The following is a 13319-nucleotide window of genomic DNA, read 5'->3' as shown; positions in this document are numbered from 1 at the left end:
TGGGAGGTTCGCGCGGGAGGGGCGAACCCGAACGCGCCGGCGCCGGCAGGGGGGAAAAAGACCCCGCACCCGGACTTCCTGGTCCCCCCCCTGGGGCGTGGCGGGGGCACCGCCACGTCGCGGTGCCGCGGGAGCCGGCCGCTGCCCGGGGGCGGCTCCACGGCGGTCCGGGCCGGTCCTACAGCCAGCCGCGCTCGCGGGCGATCCGGATCGCGTCGCAGCGGTTGCGGCCGCGGGTCTTGGCGATGGCGGACGAGACGTAGTTGCGGACCGTCCCCGGGGAGAGCGAGAGCGTGCGGGCGACCTCGTTGATGGTCGCGCCGTCCGCGACGTGGGCCAGGACGGTCAGCTCGCGCCGGGTGAGCGCCACGTCCTCGGAGCGCACCGCGTGCACCACCAGCCGCGGGTCGTACACCCGTCCGCCGCGGGCGAGTTCGCGCACCGCGCTGATCAGGGCGGCCGGCGGGACGTCCTTGACGAGCAGTCCGGCGGCCCCGTCGGCGAGCGCCCGCGGCAGGTCGGCCGCGCGCGGCTGCGCGGTGAGCAGCAGGACGGCGGTGCCCGGTGCCCGGTCGCGGATCAGGGCGGCGGCCGGTCCGCCGGGCCCCGGCAGGTCGGGGTCGAGGACGGCGACGGTGGGCCGGGTCCTGGCGGCGGCCTCGGCGGCGGCCTCCGCGGTGGGAGCCTCGGCGACCACGGCCAGGTCCTCCTCCCGGTCGAGCAGGGCCCCGAGCCCGGAGCGGAACAGGTGGTGGCCGTCGGCGAGCAGGACCCGTACGGCGGCGGTGGGCTGGGGCGTGGTGAGGTGGTGCAGGGGTTGGTCCAGCAGGATGCTCATCCGGCTACCTCGGTGGGGTCGGCGGGAGGCGGGAGGCGGGCGGCGCGGGCGGCTCAGCCCCAGCCCCAGGTGTCGCCGCCGGCGCCGGGGCGGGTGGGCGTGGCGGTCGGGGTGGGGGTCGGGGTGGGCGTGGCGGTCGGAGCGGTGCCGTCGGTGGTGGCCGGGACGGTGACGGACGCGCCGGGGTCGGTGTCACTGGCGAGCGCGGTCGCGGTGGAAGCGGTCAGGATGCCGAGGCCGAGGGCGACAATCGTGATGAAACGGGCGGGCTTGGCCATGGCGGGTACCTGGTCCTCTCGATCGAATGGGCCCCGGGCTGCTTCCGGGACGCACTGGTGCGGCGCGGGCCGGTTCCGGCGGTCCTTCTCCGGGCCCCTGGGGGGCTGCTGTCCCGGTGTCCGGTCCGTCGTCTTCGGCGACACGACGAGAGTGGCCCGCGGCGGGGGCGCGTGTCAGCATCCGGAGCTGGCACCAGAGTGCCGTGACACCCTGAGGCCAGCTCGGGCGGCGCGTCCGGCGGGCCACCGCGGCCCCGCGGGTCAGCGGTAGGTCGGCAGCTCGTGCAGGCCGAGGGCCAGCCAGGAGTCGGCGGCGCAGTGCGACACCAGCCAGCCGGGCAGCGGGCCCTCGGGGCCGGTCAGGGCGGTGCAGGCGGCGGCGACCGCGGACTCCGCGGCCAGCAGCGAGCCGGCCAGCACGAACACCACGGCGTCCACCGCGACGGGGCCGGTCAGGATCCGGGCGTGCTCGATCCGGACCGGGCCGCCGAGGCCGCGCTCAAGACCGTCCCGCAGGCTCTCCGGGGACGGCGGCACGACCCCTGCCGGAGTCCCGGCGGGGGCGTGCAGCTGAACGCGAATGGGGTGCACACCACCAGACTGACCGATCGCCGGCAGCCCGCGACGCCGATCCGGGTGTCAGAAACCTGTCAGGCAGCAACATGTCAGGGTTCCGGGACCCCGCACCGCCCGCCGGCCGGGGCGGCCGCGGGCCCCCGAAGGCCCGGGATGTTCACAAGTCGTACGAGTGGCCGCCATTTTCTCCGCAAAAGCGTTCTACCCCCGGACGGCTGCCGCTACGCTGGCCCCCCGAAGGGTCCGCCCGGTTCCGAGGTGGCAGCGGGAAGGGTTGCGATGGCGAACAGCACTGCGGGGGCAGCCCGTTGAGCGGCCCGAGACCACTGGGCCTGGGAGCCTTCGACGAGGCGGTCTACCGCACGATGCTGCTCCACCCCGAACTCGACACCGGGGGGATCGCCGGGCTGCTGGAGGCGTCCGTCGAGGACGTCCGCGGCGCGCTCGACCACCTCGCCGACCTCGCCCTCACCCGCCCCACCGGCAGCGCCGACCGGTGGCGGGCGGTCAGCCCCGAACTCGGCATGGCCACCCTGCTGGCCCGTCAGGAGGCCGAGGCCGCCCGGCACCAGCGGGAGATCGAGCGCAGCCGCTCCGCGATGGCCAACCTGATGGCCGACTACGCGAGCGTCAACGCGCCCGCCAACCTGCCCGGCGTCGAACTCGTCGCGGACCTGGAGGAGGTCAGGGACCGGCTCGTCCAGCTCGCCGCCGACGCCGCCGTCGAGGTGCTCTCCTTCGCCCCCGGCGGGCCGCAGCCCCCGCAGGTCATGGAGGCCAGCCGCGCGCTCGACCGGGAGACCCTGGAACGCGGGGTCCGGATGCGCACCGTCTACCAGGACAGCGTGCGCAACGACCCGGCCACCGTGCAGTACGCCCGCTGGCTGTACGGCCTGGGCGGCGCGGTGCGCACCGCGCCCGTGCTGCCGCTGCGGATGATCCTGGTCGACAACGCCACCGCGATCGTCCCGATCGACCCCGAGGACCCGCGCAAGGGCGCGGTCCTGCTGCGCAGCCCAGGCGTGATCGCCGCGCTGCGCGCGCTGTTCGAACAGACCTGGGAGCAGTCGCGCCCGTTCGGGGAGAGCGTCCAGCGCGATCCGCACGGCCTCACCGCCCAGGAGCGCGAGCTGCTGCGCCTGCTCGCCGAGGGCCTCACCGACGAACGCGCCGGGCAGCGGCTGGGCGTCTCGCTGCGGACGGTCCGCCGGATGATGGCCGACCTGATGGTGCGGATGGACGCCCGCAGCCGCTTCCAGGCGGGCATCCACGTCGCCGGCCTGGGCTGGCTCGGCGAGCCCAGCACCCACCGCTGACGGCGGCGGGCGTCCCGGTCGCCGCGCCCGTCCGCTCCGTCCGCCCCGCGGGCGGGGCGCTGGGCTGGGCAAACGGATGTCAGTCGACCGTGATATGTACCTATCGCACGGCCGTCGCGCGGCCATGCGAAAGATGCCGATGACGTTCGAGGGGGCCAGACATGCCGCTGTTCCGACGCCGCTCCGGCGGGGAGGGCGCGCAGGACCGGGCCGGGTGGCGCGGGTTCGGCTTCGGCCGACGGGGCGCCGGATCGCCGGAGGCGGCCGGTGGCGCCGCGCCGCGGCTCGACCCCGCCCACGGGGACGAGTCGGTGCGCCTGGCGCTGAGCCAGGCCGCCGCCGGGGACTGGGCCGCGCTGCGCCCCGCGCTGGCCGCCGCCGAGGACGGCCCCGCGCTGACCTTCCTCGCCGGGGCGATCGCCGACGTGCGCGGGGTCGAGGAGTGGACGGGCCGCGCCCTGGCCGACACCCCCGAGGACCCGTACGCGCTGCTGCTGTCCGGCGCCCGGCACGTCACCTGGGCCTGGGAGGCGCGCTCCCGTGCCCAGGCCAAGCACGTCGGGGAGGAGCAGTGGAAGCTGTTCCACCAGCGCCTCGACGTCGCCGAGGAGCGGCTGCTGGCGGCGGCCGAGCACGAGCCGTCCTGGCTCGCCCCCTGGTACTTCCTCCAGATCAGCGCCCGCGGCGCCTCGCTCGACCCCGAGGTCGCCACCTGCCGCTTCGAGGCGGCCGTCCGCCGGGCACCCGGGCACCCCGACTCGCACCGGCAGCGCCTCCAGCAGCTGTGCGCCAAGTGGGGCGGTTCGCACGAGGAGATGCACGCGTTCGCCCGCTCCGCGATGCTGGCCGCGCCCGAGGGCAGCGAGCTGGGCGAGCTGGTCGCCCTCGCCCACCTGGAGCGCTGGCTGGACCTGCCGGACGGCGAGGACCGCGCCCACCTGACCAGCCCCGCCGTGGTGGCCGAACTCCAGGAGGCCGCCTTCCGCTCCGTCCTGCACCCGGACTTCCGCCAGGTGCGCGGCTGGCAGGGCAGCTTCAACACGTTCGCGATGGTCTTCTCGCTGGCCGGCCAGCGCAAGACCGCCCGGCTGCTGTTCGACGCGCTGGACGGGGCCGTCACCGAGTCGCCCTGGCACTACCTCGCGGGGGACCCGGCCAAGACCTTCCGCGCCCACCGCGACCGCTGCGCCGGGTACTGACGCCCGGTCACCCGCCACCGCCAGCCACCGCTGCCACCCACCACCGCCATCCGCCCCGCGATCGAAAGAGCCTCCGGTGTCCCCTACCGACAACCCGACGAGTGCGCACACCTTCCAGGTGGACCTGCGCGGCCTGGTGGACCTGCTCTCCCACCACCTCTACTCCAGCCCGCGGGTCTACCTGCGCGAGCTGCTGCAGAACGCGGTGGACGCGATCTCCGCCCGCCGCGCCCTCGACCCCGGGGCGCCGGCGACGATCACCGTCCGCGCCGACGACGGGCTGTCCGTCACCGACACCGGCATCGGCCTGACCGAGCAGGACGTCCACACCTTCCTCGCCACCATCGGCCGCAGTTCCAAGCGCGACGCCGACGGCCGGCTGGACGGCGCCGGACTGGCCGAGGCCCGCGGCGAGTTCATCGGCCAGTTCGGCATCGGCCTGCTCGCCTGCTTCGTCGTCGCCGACGAGATCACCGTGGTCACCCGCTCCGCCGCCACCCCGGACGCCCCGGCGATCGAGTGGCGCGGCAGCTCCGACGGCAGCTACACCATCCGCACCCTGCCCGCCTCGGCCAAGCCCGAGCCCGGCACCACCGTCACCCTCGCCCCGCGCGCCGACGCCGCCGAGTGGACCAGGCCCGGCCGGGTCCTCACCCTCGCCCGCGACTTCGGCAGCCTGCTGCGCCACGACGTCACCGTGGTCGACGCGAACGGCACCGGGCACCGGGTCAACCGCACCCCGCCGTGGGCCGAGCGCCACGCCTCCCCGCTCGCCCGGCGCGACGCGCTCGCCGAGTACTGCCGCACCGCCTTCGACTTCACCCCGCTCGACACCATCGAGCTGGACCTGCCGCTGGTCGGCCTGCGCGGCGTCGCGTACGTCCTGCCCGACGCCGCCCCGCCCTCGCGCCGGCACGGCCACCGGGTGCACCTCAAGGGCATGCTGCTCTCCGACCAAGCCGACGAACTGCTGCCGGACTGGGCGTTCTTCGTCCGCTGCGTCGTGGACACCGACGGGCTGCGCCCCACCGCCTCCCGCGAGGGCCTGTACGCCGACGAGACGCTGGCCGCCGTCCGCGACGCGCTCGGCGCCAGGATCCGCGACTGGCTGACCGGCCTGTCCGCGAGCGACCCGGCGCTGCTGCACCGCTTCCTGTCCGTCCACCACCTGGCCGTCAAGGAACTCGCCCGGTACGACGACGAGTTGCTGCGGATGATGCTGCCCTGGCTGCCGTTCGAGACCACCGACGGCAACGTCACCCTGGACGAGTTCGCCCGCAGCCACCCGGTGGTGCTGGTGACCCGTACGGTCGAGGAGTTCCGCCAGGTCGCCCCGATCGCCGGAGCGGCCGGGCTCGGCGTCGTCAACGGCGGCTACACCTACGACCGCGACCTGGTGCACCGGCTGCCCGAGATCCGCCCCGGCGTCTCCGTCGCCGACCTCGACCCGGGCACCGTCACCGCACACCTGGACACCGTCGACCCGGCCGCCGAACTGGCCGCGGGCGCGTTCCTGGCGATCGCCCGGGAGGTGGTCGGCCGGTTCGACTGCGACGTCGCGCTGCGCAGCTTCCACCCGACCAACGCGCCCGCCCTGCTGCTCGACAACCGGGAGGCCAGGCACGAGCGCACCCGGGCCCAGCTCGCCGACGAGGCCGACGGCCTGTGGGCGGACATCCTCGGCTCGCTGCGCGCCGAGGTGCCCCGCGCCCAGCTGGTGCTCAACCACCTCAACCCGCTGGTGCGCCGCGCCGCGACCGTCACCGACCGCGAGCTGGCCGTCACCGCCGTCGAGGCGCTGTACGGGCAGGCCGTGCTGATGACCCGCCGCCCGCTCAAGGCCAGCGAGTCCGCCCTGCTCAACCGCTCGTTCATCAGCCTGCTCGACCACGCCATGCTCGGCCACGAGGCGGCGGGCGGCACCGGAGCGGCCCCGGGCGCCGGCACCCGCCGCGACGACGAGAAGGAGGCGTGATGCTGGACACCCCCGACGCGGTGATGGCCGCGCTGCGCGACAACGACGCCCGCCCGTACGGCCGGACCAGGACCGTCACCGCCGAGGAACTCGTCGACGCCGCCGAGCAGTTCGACGACACCCGGGTCCGCTCGATGGCCCTGCTGGAGCTGATGGAGGCCTACGAGTTCGACGGCGAGAGCACCAAGGGCCCGGTCGTCTTCGCCCGCATCCTCAAGCTCTGGGACACCGACCCGGACGGCTTCGGCGAGTGGGCCGCGCACCAGGTGTTCTGGCGCTTCAAGTGGGTCGCCGACTCGCTCCTGGAGACCCCGGACGTCCCGCTCGCGGCGATCAGGCGCTGGCACACCGAGCTGCGCGACCGGTACCGCGCGGCCGGCCACGACCTCCAGCCGTACTACGCCCAGCGCTACCACCTGGCCGTGCACACCGGCACCGGAGTGCAGGACGCCTACGAGCTGTGGGCGGGGCGCCCGCGCTCCGAACTGAGCGACTGCCACGCCTGCGAGACCCGCGCCCGCGCCCGGCACTTCATCGCCGCCGGGGACGACGCCAGGGCGCTGGAACTGCTCGCCCCGGTGCTCGACGGCCGCAGCGGCTGCGAGCAGGAGCCCCAGCTCAGCCAGGCCAACGCGCTGCTCGCGCAGCTGCGCCTGGGCCTGCTGGACGAGGTCCGCTCCGGCCATCTGACCGGCTACCGCCAGGCCCGCGGCAAGGCCTCGATGCTGGACGCCGTCGGCCTGCACATCGAGTTCTGCGCGCTCTCCGGAAACGAGCCGCGCGGCCTGGAACTGCTCGCCGAGAACCGCGACCTGTTCGCGGTCACCGGTTCGCCGGGCTCCCGGCTGGAGTTCCTGACCGGTGTCGAGGTGCTGCTCGCCCGGCTCGCCGGGGCCGGCCACGGCGGCCTCGCCGTCACCGGCCCGCCCGGCACCGTCTGGACGGTGGACCCCCTGCTCGCCCACGTGCGTGCCGAGGCTGACGCGCTGGCCGCCCGCTTCGACGCCCGCAACGGCACCGACGCGGTCGGCGCCGGGCGGCGCGCCCGGCTGGCCGTCGGGCCGCTGACGGCCGAGCCGCTGGCCCTGGGCGTGCGGGCCGCCGCCGCGCCCGGGCTGTCCGCCGTCCCGGCCGCCGTGCCCGCGCCGCGCCGGGAGGCCGAGCCGGAGCCGGAGGACTTCACCGCGCTGGTGCTCAGGGCCCGCGAGCTGGAGTTGCTCGGCCACCCGGACTCCGACCGGCTGTGGAGGCGGGTCGCCGAGCGGGCCGGGGCCGCGGACTTCGTCCATCCGCGGAGCGACGAACTGGGCGGCCCGGAGCGGCTGCGTGCCGAACTCGCCGAGCAGCGCGCCCACGAGGCCCTCCACCGTGACGCGACCGCCGAGGGCAGGGCCGGGCTGCTGGCCGCCGCCGAGCTGTTCGAGCAGGTGGGGATGGACGGGGCGGCGCTGATGTGCCGTACCCGGACGCTGATCGTGGACCTGGACGAGACCGTCGAGACCGGCGAGGCCGGCGAGGCCGTCGAGACCGGGGAGGGCGGGTCCGGCGCCCGGCAGGTTGACTGGCCGGCGCTCGACGCGGCGCTGGTCCGGGCCGGGGAGCTGCGGGCCGGCGGCGCGATCACCGACGACGACTACCTGATCGTCCTGCAGTGCCGCGCCTACGCCGCCCACCACGACCTGGTCGGGGCGCTGCCCGAGCCGCCCGCCGAGGTGGCCGGGCGCTTCGGGACGACGGTCGAGGCCTACCGGCGGGCCGCCGTGGAGCTGGGCTCCGAGCGCCGGGCCGCCGCCGCCCGGCAGTACACCGCCGATGTCGCCGCCCGGGAGGGCAGGCAGGCCGAGGCGGAGGCCGAACTCCGCGAGGTGCTGGCCCGGCTGGACGAGGCCGGGCTGCCCTGGCACACCCCGCGGGTACTCGGCCTGCTCGGTCAGGTGCTGTTGCAGAGCGACGAGCCCGGCCAGGCGGCCGAGGTGTTCCACCGGGCGCTGGCCGAGGCCGTGCGCTGGGGCGACGACTCCTACCCGTACGCGCCGACGTACCTGATGCTCGGCCACTCCTGTCTCCGGACGGGCGACCTCGGCGGTGCGGTCCGCGCGCTGTCGGAGGCGGCCGCGCGCTACGACCGGCAGGGCGCCGAGGCGGTCGAGGACGCCGCCCGGGTGCGCCTGCAACTGGCCGACGTGCTGCGGGACACCGGCCGGGCGGCGGACGCGGTGGCCGTACTGGAGTCGGTGCTGCTGGACGCCTCGGCGGACCGGCTGGACGTCCGGATGGCCGCCCAGGCCCGGCTGGACCTCGCGCGCGGCCTTTCCGACCTGGAGGAGTACCGGGACGCCGCCGAGGAGTACCTGCGGCTGGCCGACCAGGTGGCCGGCTGGGAGGACCAGGAGACCCACACCATGGTCGCCTGCGAGGCCGCTCTGGCACTCGCCAGGGCCGACCGCTGGGACGCCGCCGAGGCCGCGCTGGCCCGGGCCCGCACGGCGCACGGCCGGGCCCCGCAGGTGGACCAGCTGGCCGCCACCCTGCGGGAGCTGGCCCGGCTGACGATGCGGGAGGAGGGTGAGGAGGGGCTGACCGCCTCGCTCGCCCTGCTGGCCGAGGCGGACGCGGTCGGCGAGGCGGCCGAGGCGCGCGGCGAGGAGTACAACTCCTGGCACCTGCGCGGCGGTTCGCACTACGAGCGGGCGCGCTCGCTGGCCGTCGCCGAGCGCTACGAGGAGGCGCTGGCCGAGGTCGAGCTGGCCATCCCCGCGTACGGGGCGGGTGGCGGGCGGGCCGAGTCGCCGCGGGCGGAGTCGGTCCGGCTGGCCGCGCTGATCGAGGGCGGCGACCTCGGGCGCACCGACGCGGCGGTGGCCAGGCTGACCGCCGGCATCGCGCGCTGCGAGGCGGCCGGGCTGCCGGAGGCGGCGGAGGTGCTGGCGGAGCTGCGGGAGCGGTTCGCCGGGGAGTGAGCCCGGGCGGCCGCCACCGTCGGTGAGGGCGGGGCCGGGGTTCACCTGGCCGCCGCCCTCACCGGGGAGTCCCGTCAGCAGGGGCCGTCGTCGGTCCAGACACCCCACTGGCCGCTCGCGCTCGGCACCTCGTTCAGCGTCCACCACTTGGCGTGGTAGCCGTGCCCGTTGTACGAGACCTTGGCGCCGCCGCTGTACGTGGTGCCCGCGTTCCACGCCGGGGCGGTGCAGGTGCCGGGGGTGGGCACCTTGGTGGTCGGGGTGCCCGGGCTGTCCGGGCCGGTCGGCGAGGAGCTCGGGGTGGTGGGCGGGGTCGCCCCGGCGAACTTCACCGTGAACTTGGTGAAGTCCCAGTCGTTCTGCGCCACGCTGGAGCAGGAGCCGGACAGCCCCGGGTCCACCGGGCCCTGGCACTGGCGGTCCCGGTTGACGGACCAGTAGGTGTACCGGGCCAGGCCGTGGGCGGTGGCGAAGTCCAGCACGGCCTGGAAGTCGGCCTGGCGGAAGTACTCGGCGGCGTCGGTGCGGCCGTTCATCAGCGACACGCCCTCGTGGGCGTACGCGGTGGCCTCGCTCCAGCCGAAGGTCGTCTGCAGGATCCCGTTGAACTTCACCAGCGCGTCGGTCTGCGCCGCCGCGCCGTTGAAGCCGCCGTCGAACGGCATGATCGAGTAGTTGTCCGGCGTGAAGCCCTGCGACTTGGCCTCGTTGAGCATCTGGGTGCCGAACCAGCCGGTGCCCGCGTTGGTGCCGGCGGTGGTGATCGAGACGTACAGCCCGGGATTGTTCTGCTGGAGGATCCGCGCCGCGCCGATCTCGTTGTGGATCGCCGCGGTGTTCTCGTACTCCGGCTCCTCCAGGTCGAAGTCGATCGCCTTGAGGCCGTACTTGGTGATCACCTTCTGGTACCCGGCGGCGGTCGCCTCGGGGGTGCCGCAGACCTGGCCGAGCTTGGTGCCGCCGTACCCGCCGACCGACACCGAGACGTCCCCGCCCTTGCCGCGGACGGTCTGGATGACGCCCGGCATGGTGGTGTCGGTGTCGATCGAGGAGGTGCCGCCCCAGGCGGGCGAACAGCTGTTGCCCTGGGCCAGGATGAACGCCAGCTGGAAGGCCTTCTGGCCGGTGGCGTCCATCACGGCGGCGGCGTCCGGCGGGCTGTTGTCCTCGGGCATCAGGTAGGGCGCCGAGGCGTACCAGTTGCTGCCGAGCCCTCCGGCGGCGGTGCCACGGGTGGTGTCCGCGGCGGCGGAGCCGGTGGCGGCCAGGGCGGCGACGCCGCCGACGAGCAGTCCGAGCACGCCCGCCACGGCGAGCGCGGCCCGCCGGGAACGGCGGCCGCGCGGGGCGGGCGGGGTGCGGTGTGGGGGAAGAGCGCGTTCCATCGGAGGCCTTTCCAGGAAACGGCGGTGGGGAGCGGCCTGGTCGCGCCGGGTGTGGGGGCGGCGTGACGGCCGAACGGGCCCTCGGTGCCGGGGAGTTGCCGAAGGTGCTCACTGGTATAGACCTGTCGGGAATGACGGTCAACCCCAAAGAGGTCAAGCTCCCTCGTCTCCGGGCGGCCGGGCCCCGGAGTCGACGGGTGGCCGGGGAGAACACGAACCGCGTGGACGGGCAGGCGCGCGCCCGCGCCCGACAGCCGGCAGGTCTGCGTCGTGGCAGGTCAGGCCCCGAGGGCGGCACCCGCCCCGGCACCCTCCCCGCTCCCCGCGCCCATGTCCGCCAGCAGCCCGCTGACCGCCGGGGACCACGGGCGGCCGGTCGGGCCGGTGAGCGTCAGCGTCCGGTGGACGGCGGGACGGATCGGGACCAGCACACAGTCGGCCGGAGCATGGTGAGCGCCAGCGCGGGCATCACCGAGACCCTGCTGACGATCGGCGTGATCGGCACCGGCCTGGCGTACCTGCTCAACCTGGCACTGGTCCGCGGCGCCGGAACGGCGGTGGCCTCCGCCGTCACGTACGTGATGCCGCTCTGGTCGACGGCGCTCGGCGCGGCCCTCCTGCACGAGCCGGTGGGCTGGAACGCCCTGGTCGGCGGCGCGCTGGTGATCGCGGCCGTCGCGCTGACCAGGCCACGCCGGGCCGGGGCCGGGGCCTGCGAGGCGGCCTCCGAGGGGGCCGCGGGCGAGGCCCCGAAGGGTCGTCAGCCCGTCGGTTAGGGTGGACCGGGTGAACGAGGGGAGCAGCACGGGGCAGCGGCAGCCGGCCTCCGCGCGCGAGGCGCTGCGGGCGCACCCGCTGCGCTTCCCGTTCACCCGCTGGGCGCCGCGCTGCTGGGCGTACCTGCTCGGCGGCGCGCTGTTCGGGCCGGTGCTGCTGGTGGTCCTCGCGGTGCTGCTGGTGCTCGGGCTGGGCCTGTCGGTGGTCGGTGTCGGACTGCCGGTGCTGCTGGCCCTGGTGCTCGCGGGCATCCCCGCCGCCGGGGTTGCCCGGTGGCGGCTGCGGCTGGTCGACCCGCTCCCGCTGCCCGACCCGCACCGCGGCCTGCCGGGGGCGGGCCGCCGCGCCCGCGTCCGCACCCGGCTTCGCGAGCGGGCCACCTGGCGCGAACTCGGCCACGCCGTGCTGACCTCGACCGTCCTGGCCGCCGCCTCGCTCGGCTTCACCGCGCTGCTGGTGCTCTCCGGCGCGTACGTGCTCTCCCCGCTGGTGGTCTGGGCGCTCGCCCCGGAGACGGTGATGCTGATCCCCGGGCGCGCCGTCTCCGGCCCGCTCGCCGCCCTGCCGTTCACCGCCGCCGGGCTGGCCGGTCTGCTGTTCTGCGCGTACGCCGGGGCGCTGCTGGTCGGCGCCGAGGTCGCGCTGGCCCGCTTCCTGCTCGGGCCCAGGGAGGACGACCTCGGCCGCCGGGTGCTCGAACTCACCCGCTCCCGCGCCCGGTTGGCCGACGCCTTCGAGGCCGAGCGGCGCCGGATCGAGCGCGACCTGCACGACGGCGCCCAGCAGCAGCTGGTCGTGCTCAGCATGACCCTCGGGCTCGCCGAGTACGAGCTGCGCGACCAGGAGGGCCGGGCCGCCGAGCTCGTCACCCGGGCGCGCGGCGAGGCCGGGCGGGCCCTGGAGCAGCTGCGTGAACTGGTGCGCGGCATCCACCCGCAGGTGCTGACCGACCACGGGCTCGCCGCCGCCGTCGACGAGGTCGCGCAGCGCCACCCGATCCCGGTGGCCACCGACTTCGACCTCCCGGAGCGGCTGCCCGCACCCGTGGAGACCACCGCCTACTTCACCGTCACCGAGGCGCTGACCAACGCCGCCAAGCACAGCGGCGCCACCGCGATCACCGTCCACGGGCGGGTCGCGGGCGGCCGGCTGGTCGTCCGGGTGACCGACGACGGCCGCGGCGGGGCGGACCCGGCCGCCGGGACCGGGCTGGCGGGACTCGCCGACCGGGTGGCACTGCTGAGAGGACGACTGATGGTGACGAGCCCGACGGGCGGCCCGACGACGCTGCGGCTGGAGGTCCCGTGCTCCGGGTCGTGATCGCCGAGGACGCGGTGCTGCTGCGCGCCGGACTGGTCGAACTCCTCACCCTCGGCGGCCACCGGGTGACCGCCGCCGTCGGCGACGCCGCGGCACTGATCGCGGCCGTCGACGCCGACCGGCCGGACATCGTGGTCACCGACGTCCGGATGCCCCCCGACCACACCGACGAGGGCCTGCGCGCCGCCCTCGCCCTGCGCGAGCGCCACGCGGGGCTGCCCGTCCTGGTCCTCTCCCAGTACGTGGCCACCCCGTACGCCACCCGGCTGCTCGCCGCCGCCGGCGCCCAGCCGGCCGGCCTGGGCTACCTGTTGAAGGACCGGGTCGGCGACGTCGCGGACTTCCTGGACGGGCTGCGGCGGGTCGCCGCCGGGGACACGGTGATCGACCCCGAGGTGGTCAGGGTGCTGCTGCGCGGTCAGTCCGCGGACCGCCCGCTGGGCCGCCTCACCCCGCGCGAGCGCGAGGTGCTCGGACTGATGGCCGAGGGCCTCAACAACCAGGCCGTGGCGGGCCGGTTGAGCATCACCGAGGCCTCGGTGGTGAAGCACTGCGGGAACATCTTCATGAAGCTGGACCTGGACCCGACCGAGGGCAACCGGCGGGTGCTCGCCGTGCTGGCGCACCTGCGGGGGGAGTGAGCCCGCGGCCGGGCGGGGCGGCAACCGATCCACTTGTCACGGTGGTTGTGGTGC

12 protein-coding genes are annotated in these 13319 nt (G+C 75.8%); 7 read left to right on the top strand and 5 right to left on the bottom strand.

Annotated features, from left to right (window positions below; all coding sequences use genetic code 11):
* Positions 1-178: 178 nt before the first annotated feature.
* The 3 genes from ACZ7C5_RS05840 to ACZ7C5_RS05830 form a co-directional block, all read right to left on the bottom strand.
* Positions 179-838 (bottom strand): response regulator transcription factor, encoded by a 660-nt coding sequence (locus ACZ7C5_RS05840; protein WP_401085109.1) that lies wholly within the window; start codon positions 836-838, stop codon positions 179-181.
* A 53-nt stretch (positions 839-891) separates the two neighbouring features.
* Positions 892-1116 (bottom strand): hypothetical protein, encoded by a 225-nt coding sequence (locus tag ACZ7C5_RS05835; protein ID WP_401085106.1) that lies wholly within the window; start codon positions 1114-1116, stop codon positions 892-894.
* Between the two features lie 261 nt (positions 1117-1377).
* Positions 1378-1707, bottom strand: a complete 330-nt coding sequence (locus ACZ7C5_RS05830; protein WP_401085103.1) for a hypothetical protein — start codon at positions 1705-1707, stop codon at positions 1378-1380.
* Positions 1708-2000: 293 nt separating this feature from the next.
* Here ACZ7C5_RS05830 and ACZ7C5_RS05825 point away from each other — a divergent pair, with 293 nt between their 5' ends.
* The 4 genes from ACZ7C5_RS05825 (at position 2001) to ACZ7C5_RS05810 (ending at position 9142) form a co-directional block, all read left to right on the top strand.
* Positions 2001-3008, top strand: a complete 1008-nt coding sequence (locus ACZ7C5_RS05825) for a LuxR C-terminal-related transcriptional regulator (RefSeq protein ID WP_401085100.1) — start codon at positions 2001-2003, stop codon at positions 3006-3008.
* 161 nt (positions 3009-3169) lie between these two features.
* Positions 3170-4207 (top strand): hypothetical protein, encoded by a 1038-nt coding sequence (locus ACZ7C5_RS05820; protein ID WP_470322063.1) that lies wholly within the window; start codon positions 3170-3172, stop codon positions 4205-4207.
* Positions 4208-4283: 76 nt separating this feature from the next.
* The gene (locus ACZ7C5_RS05815; protein ID WP_470322062.1) at positions 4284-6182 is read left to right on the top strand and encodes an HSP90 family protein; all 1899 of its coding nucleotides are present in this window, start codon (positions 4284-4286) and stop codon (positions 6180-6182) included.
* Positions 6182-9142, top strand: a complete 2961-nt coding sequence (locus ACZ7C5_RS05810; RefSeq protein ID WP_470322061.1) for a hypothetical protein — start codon at positions 6182-6184, stop codon at positions 9140-9142. Before ACZ7C5_RS05815 ends, ACZ7C5_RS05810 begins: the two co-directional genes overlap by 1 nt.
* Positions 9143-9216: 74 nt before the next feature.
* Here ACZ7C5_RS05810 and ACZ7C5_RS05805 read toward each other — a convergent pair whose 3' ends face one another.
* Together ACZ7C5_RS05805 and ACZ7C5_RS05800 are read right to left on the bottom strand one after the other, a co-directional pair.
* Complete coding sequence (locus ACZ7C5_RS05805) at positions 9217-10527, bottom strand: chitinase (RefSeq protein ID WP_401085088.1); 1311 nt, start codon at positions 10525-10527, stop codon at positions 9217-9219.
* A gap of 278 nt (positions 10528-10805) precedes the next feature.
* Positions 10806-10958 (bottom strand): hypothetical protein, encoded by a 153-nt coding sequence (locus ACZ7C5_RS05800; protein WP_401085086.1) that lies wholly within the window; start codon positions 10956-10958, stop codon positions 10806-10808.
* 15 nt (positions 10959-10973) lie between these two features.
* Between ACZ7C5_RS05800 and ACZ7C5_RS05795 the strand changes: the two genes are divergently transcribed.
* Genes ACZ7C5_RS05795 through ACZ7C5_RS05785 form a run of 3 tightly spaced genes read left to right on the top strand, consistent with a single transcriptional unit; the run spans position 10974 to position 13265 of the window.
* Positions 10974-11303, top strand: a complete 330-nt coding sequence (locus ACZ7C5_RS05795) for an EamA family transporter (protein ID WP_401085083.1) — start codon at positions 10974-10976, stop codon at positions 11301-11303.
* 10 nt (positions 11304-11313) lie between these two features.
* A complete protein-coding gene (locus ACZ7C5_RS05790; RefSeq protein WP_470322060.1) occupies positions 11314-12624 on the top strand; it encodes a sensor histidine kinase in 1311 nt (436 codons plus the stop codon).
* A complete protein-coding gene (locus ACZ7C5_RS05785) occupies positions 12609-13265 on the top strand; it encodes a response regulator (protein ID WP_470322059.1) in 657 nt (218 codons plus the stop codon). The genes ACZ7C5_RS05790 and ACZ7C5_RS05785 overlap by 16 nt, the downstream gene beginning before the upstream one ends.
* The last annotated feature ends 54 nt before the right edge of the window (positions 13266-13319 follow it).

This window comes from Kitasatospora sp. NPDC036993 (genome assembly GCF_055607525.1).
The sequence above is the reverse complement of the archived record's forward strand: the minus strand, read 5'-3'. Positions and strand labels throughout refer to the sequence as shown.

Coding starts and splice junctions, on each gene's coding strand:
- ACZ7C5_RS05840 (WP_401085109.1), bottom strand. CDS start 838: ATGAGCATCCTGCTGGACCAACCCCTGCACCACCTCACCACGCCCCAG.
- ACZ7C5_RS05835 (WP_401085106.1), bottom strand. CDS start 1,116: ATGGCCAAGCCCGCCCGTTTCATCACGATTGTCGCCCTCGGCCTCGGC.
- ACZ7C5_RS05820 (WP_470322063.1), top strand. CDS start 3,170: ATGCCGCTGTTCCGACGCCGCTCCGGCGGGGAGGGCGCGCAGGACCGG.
- ACZ7C5_RS05810 (WP_470322061.1), top strand. CDS start 6,182: ATGCTGGACACCCCCGACGCGGTGATGGCCGCGCTGCGCGACAACGAC.
- ACZ7C5_RS05805 (WP_401085088.1), bottom strand. CDS start 10,527: ATGGAACGCGCTCTTCCCCCACACCGCACCCCGCCCGCCCCGCGCGGC.
- ACZ7C5_RS05795 (WP_401085083.1), top strand. CDS start 10,974: ATGGTGAGCGCCAGCGCGGGCATCACCGAGACCCTGCTGACGATCGGC.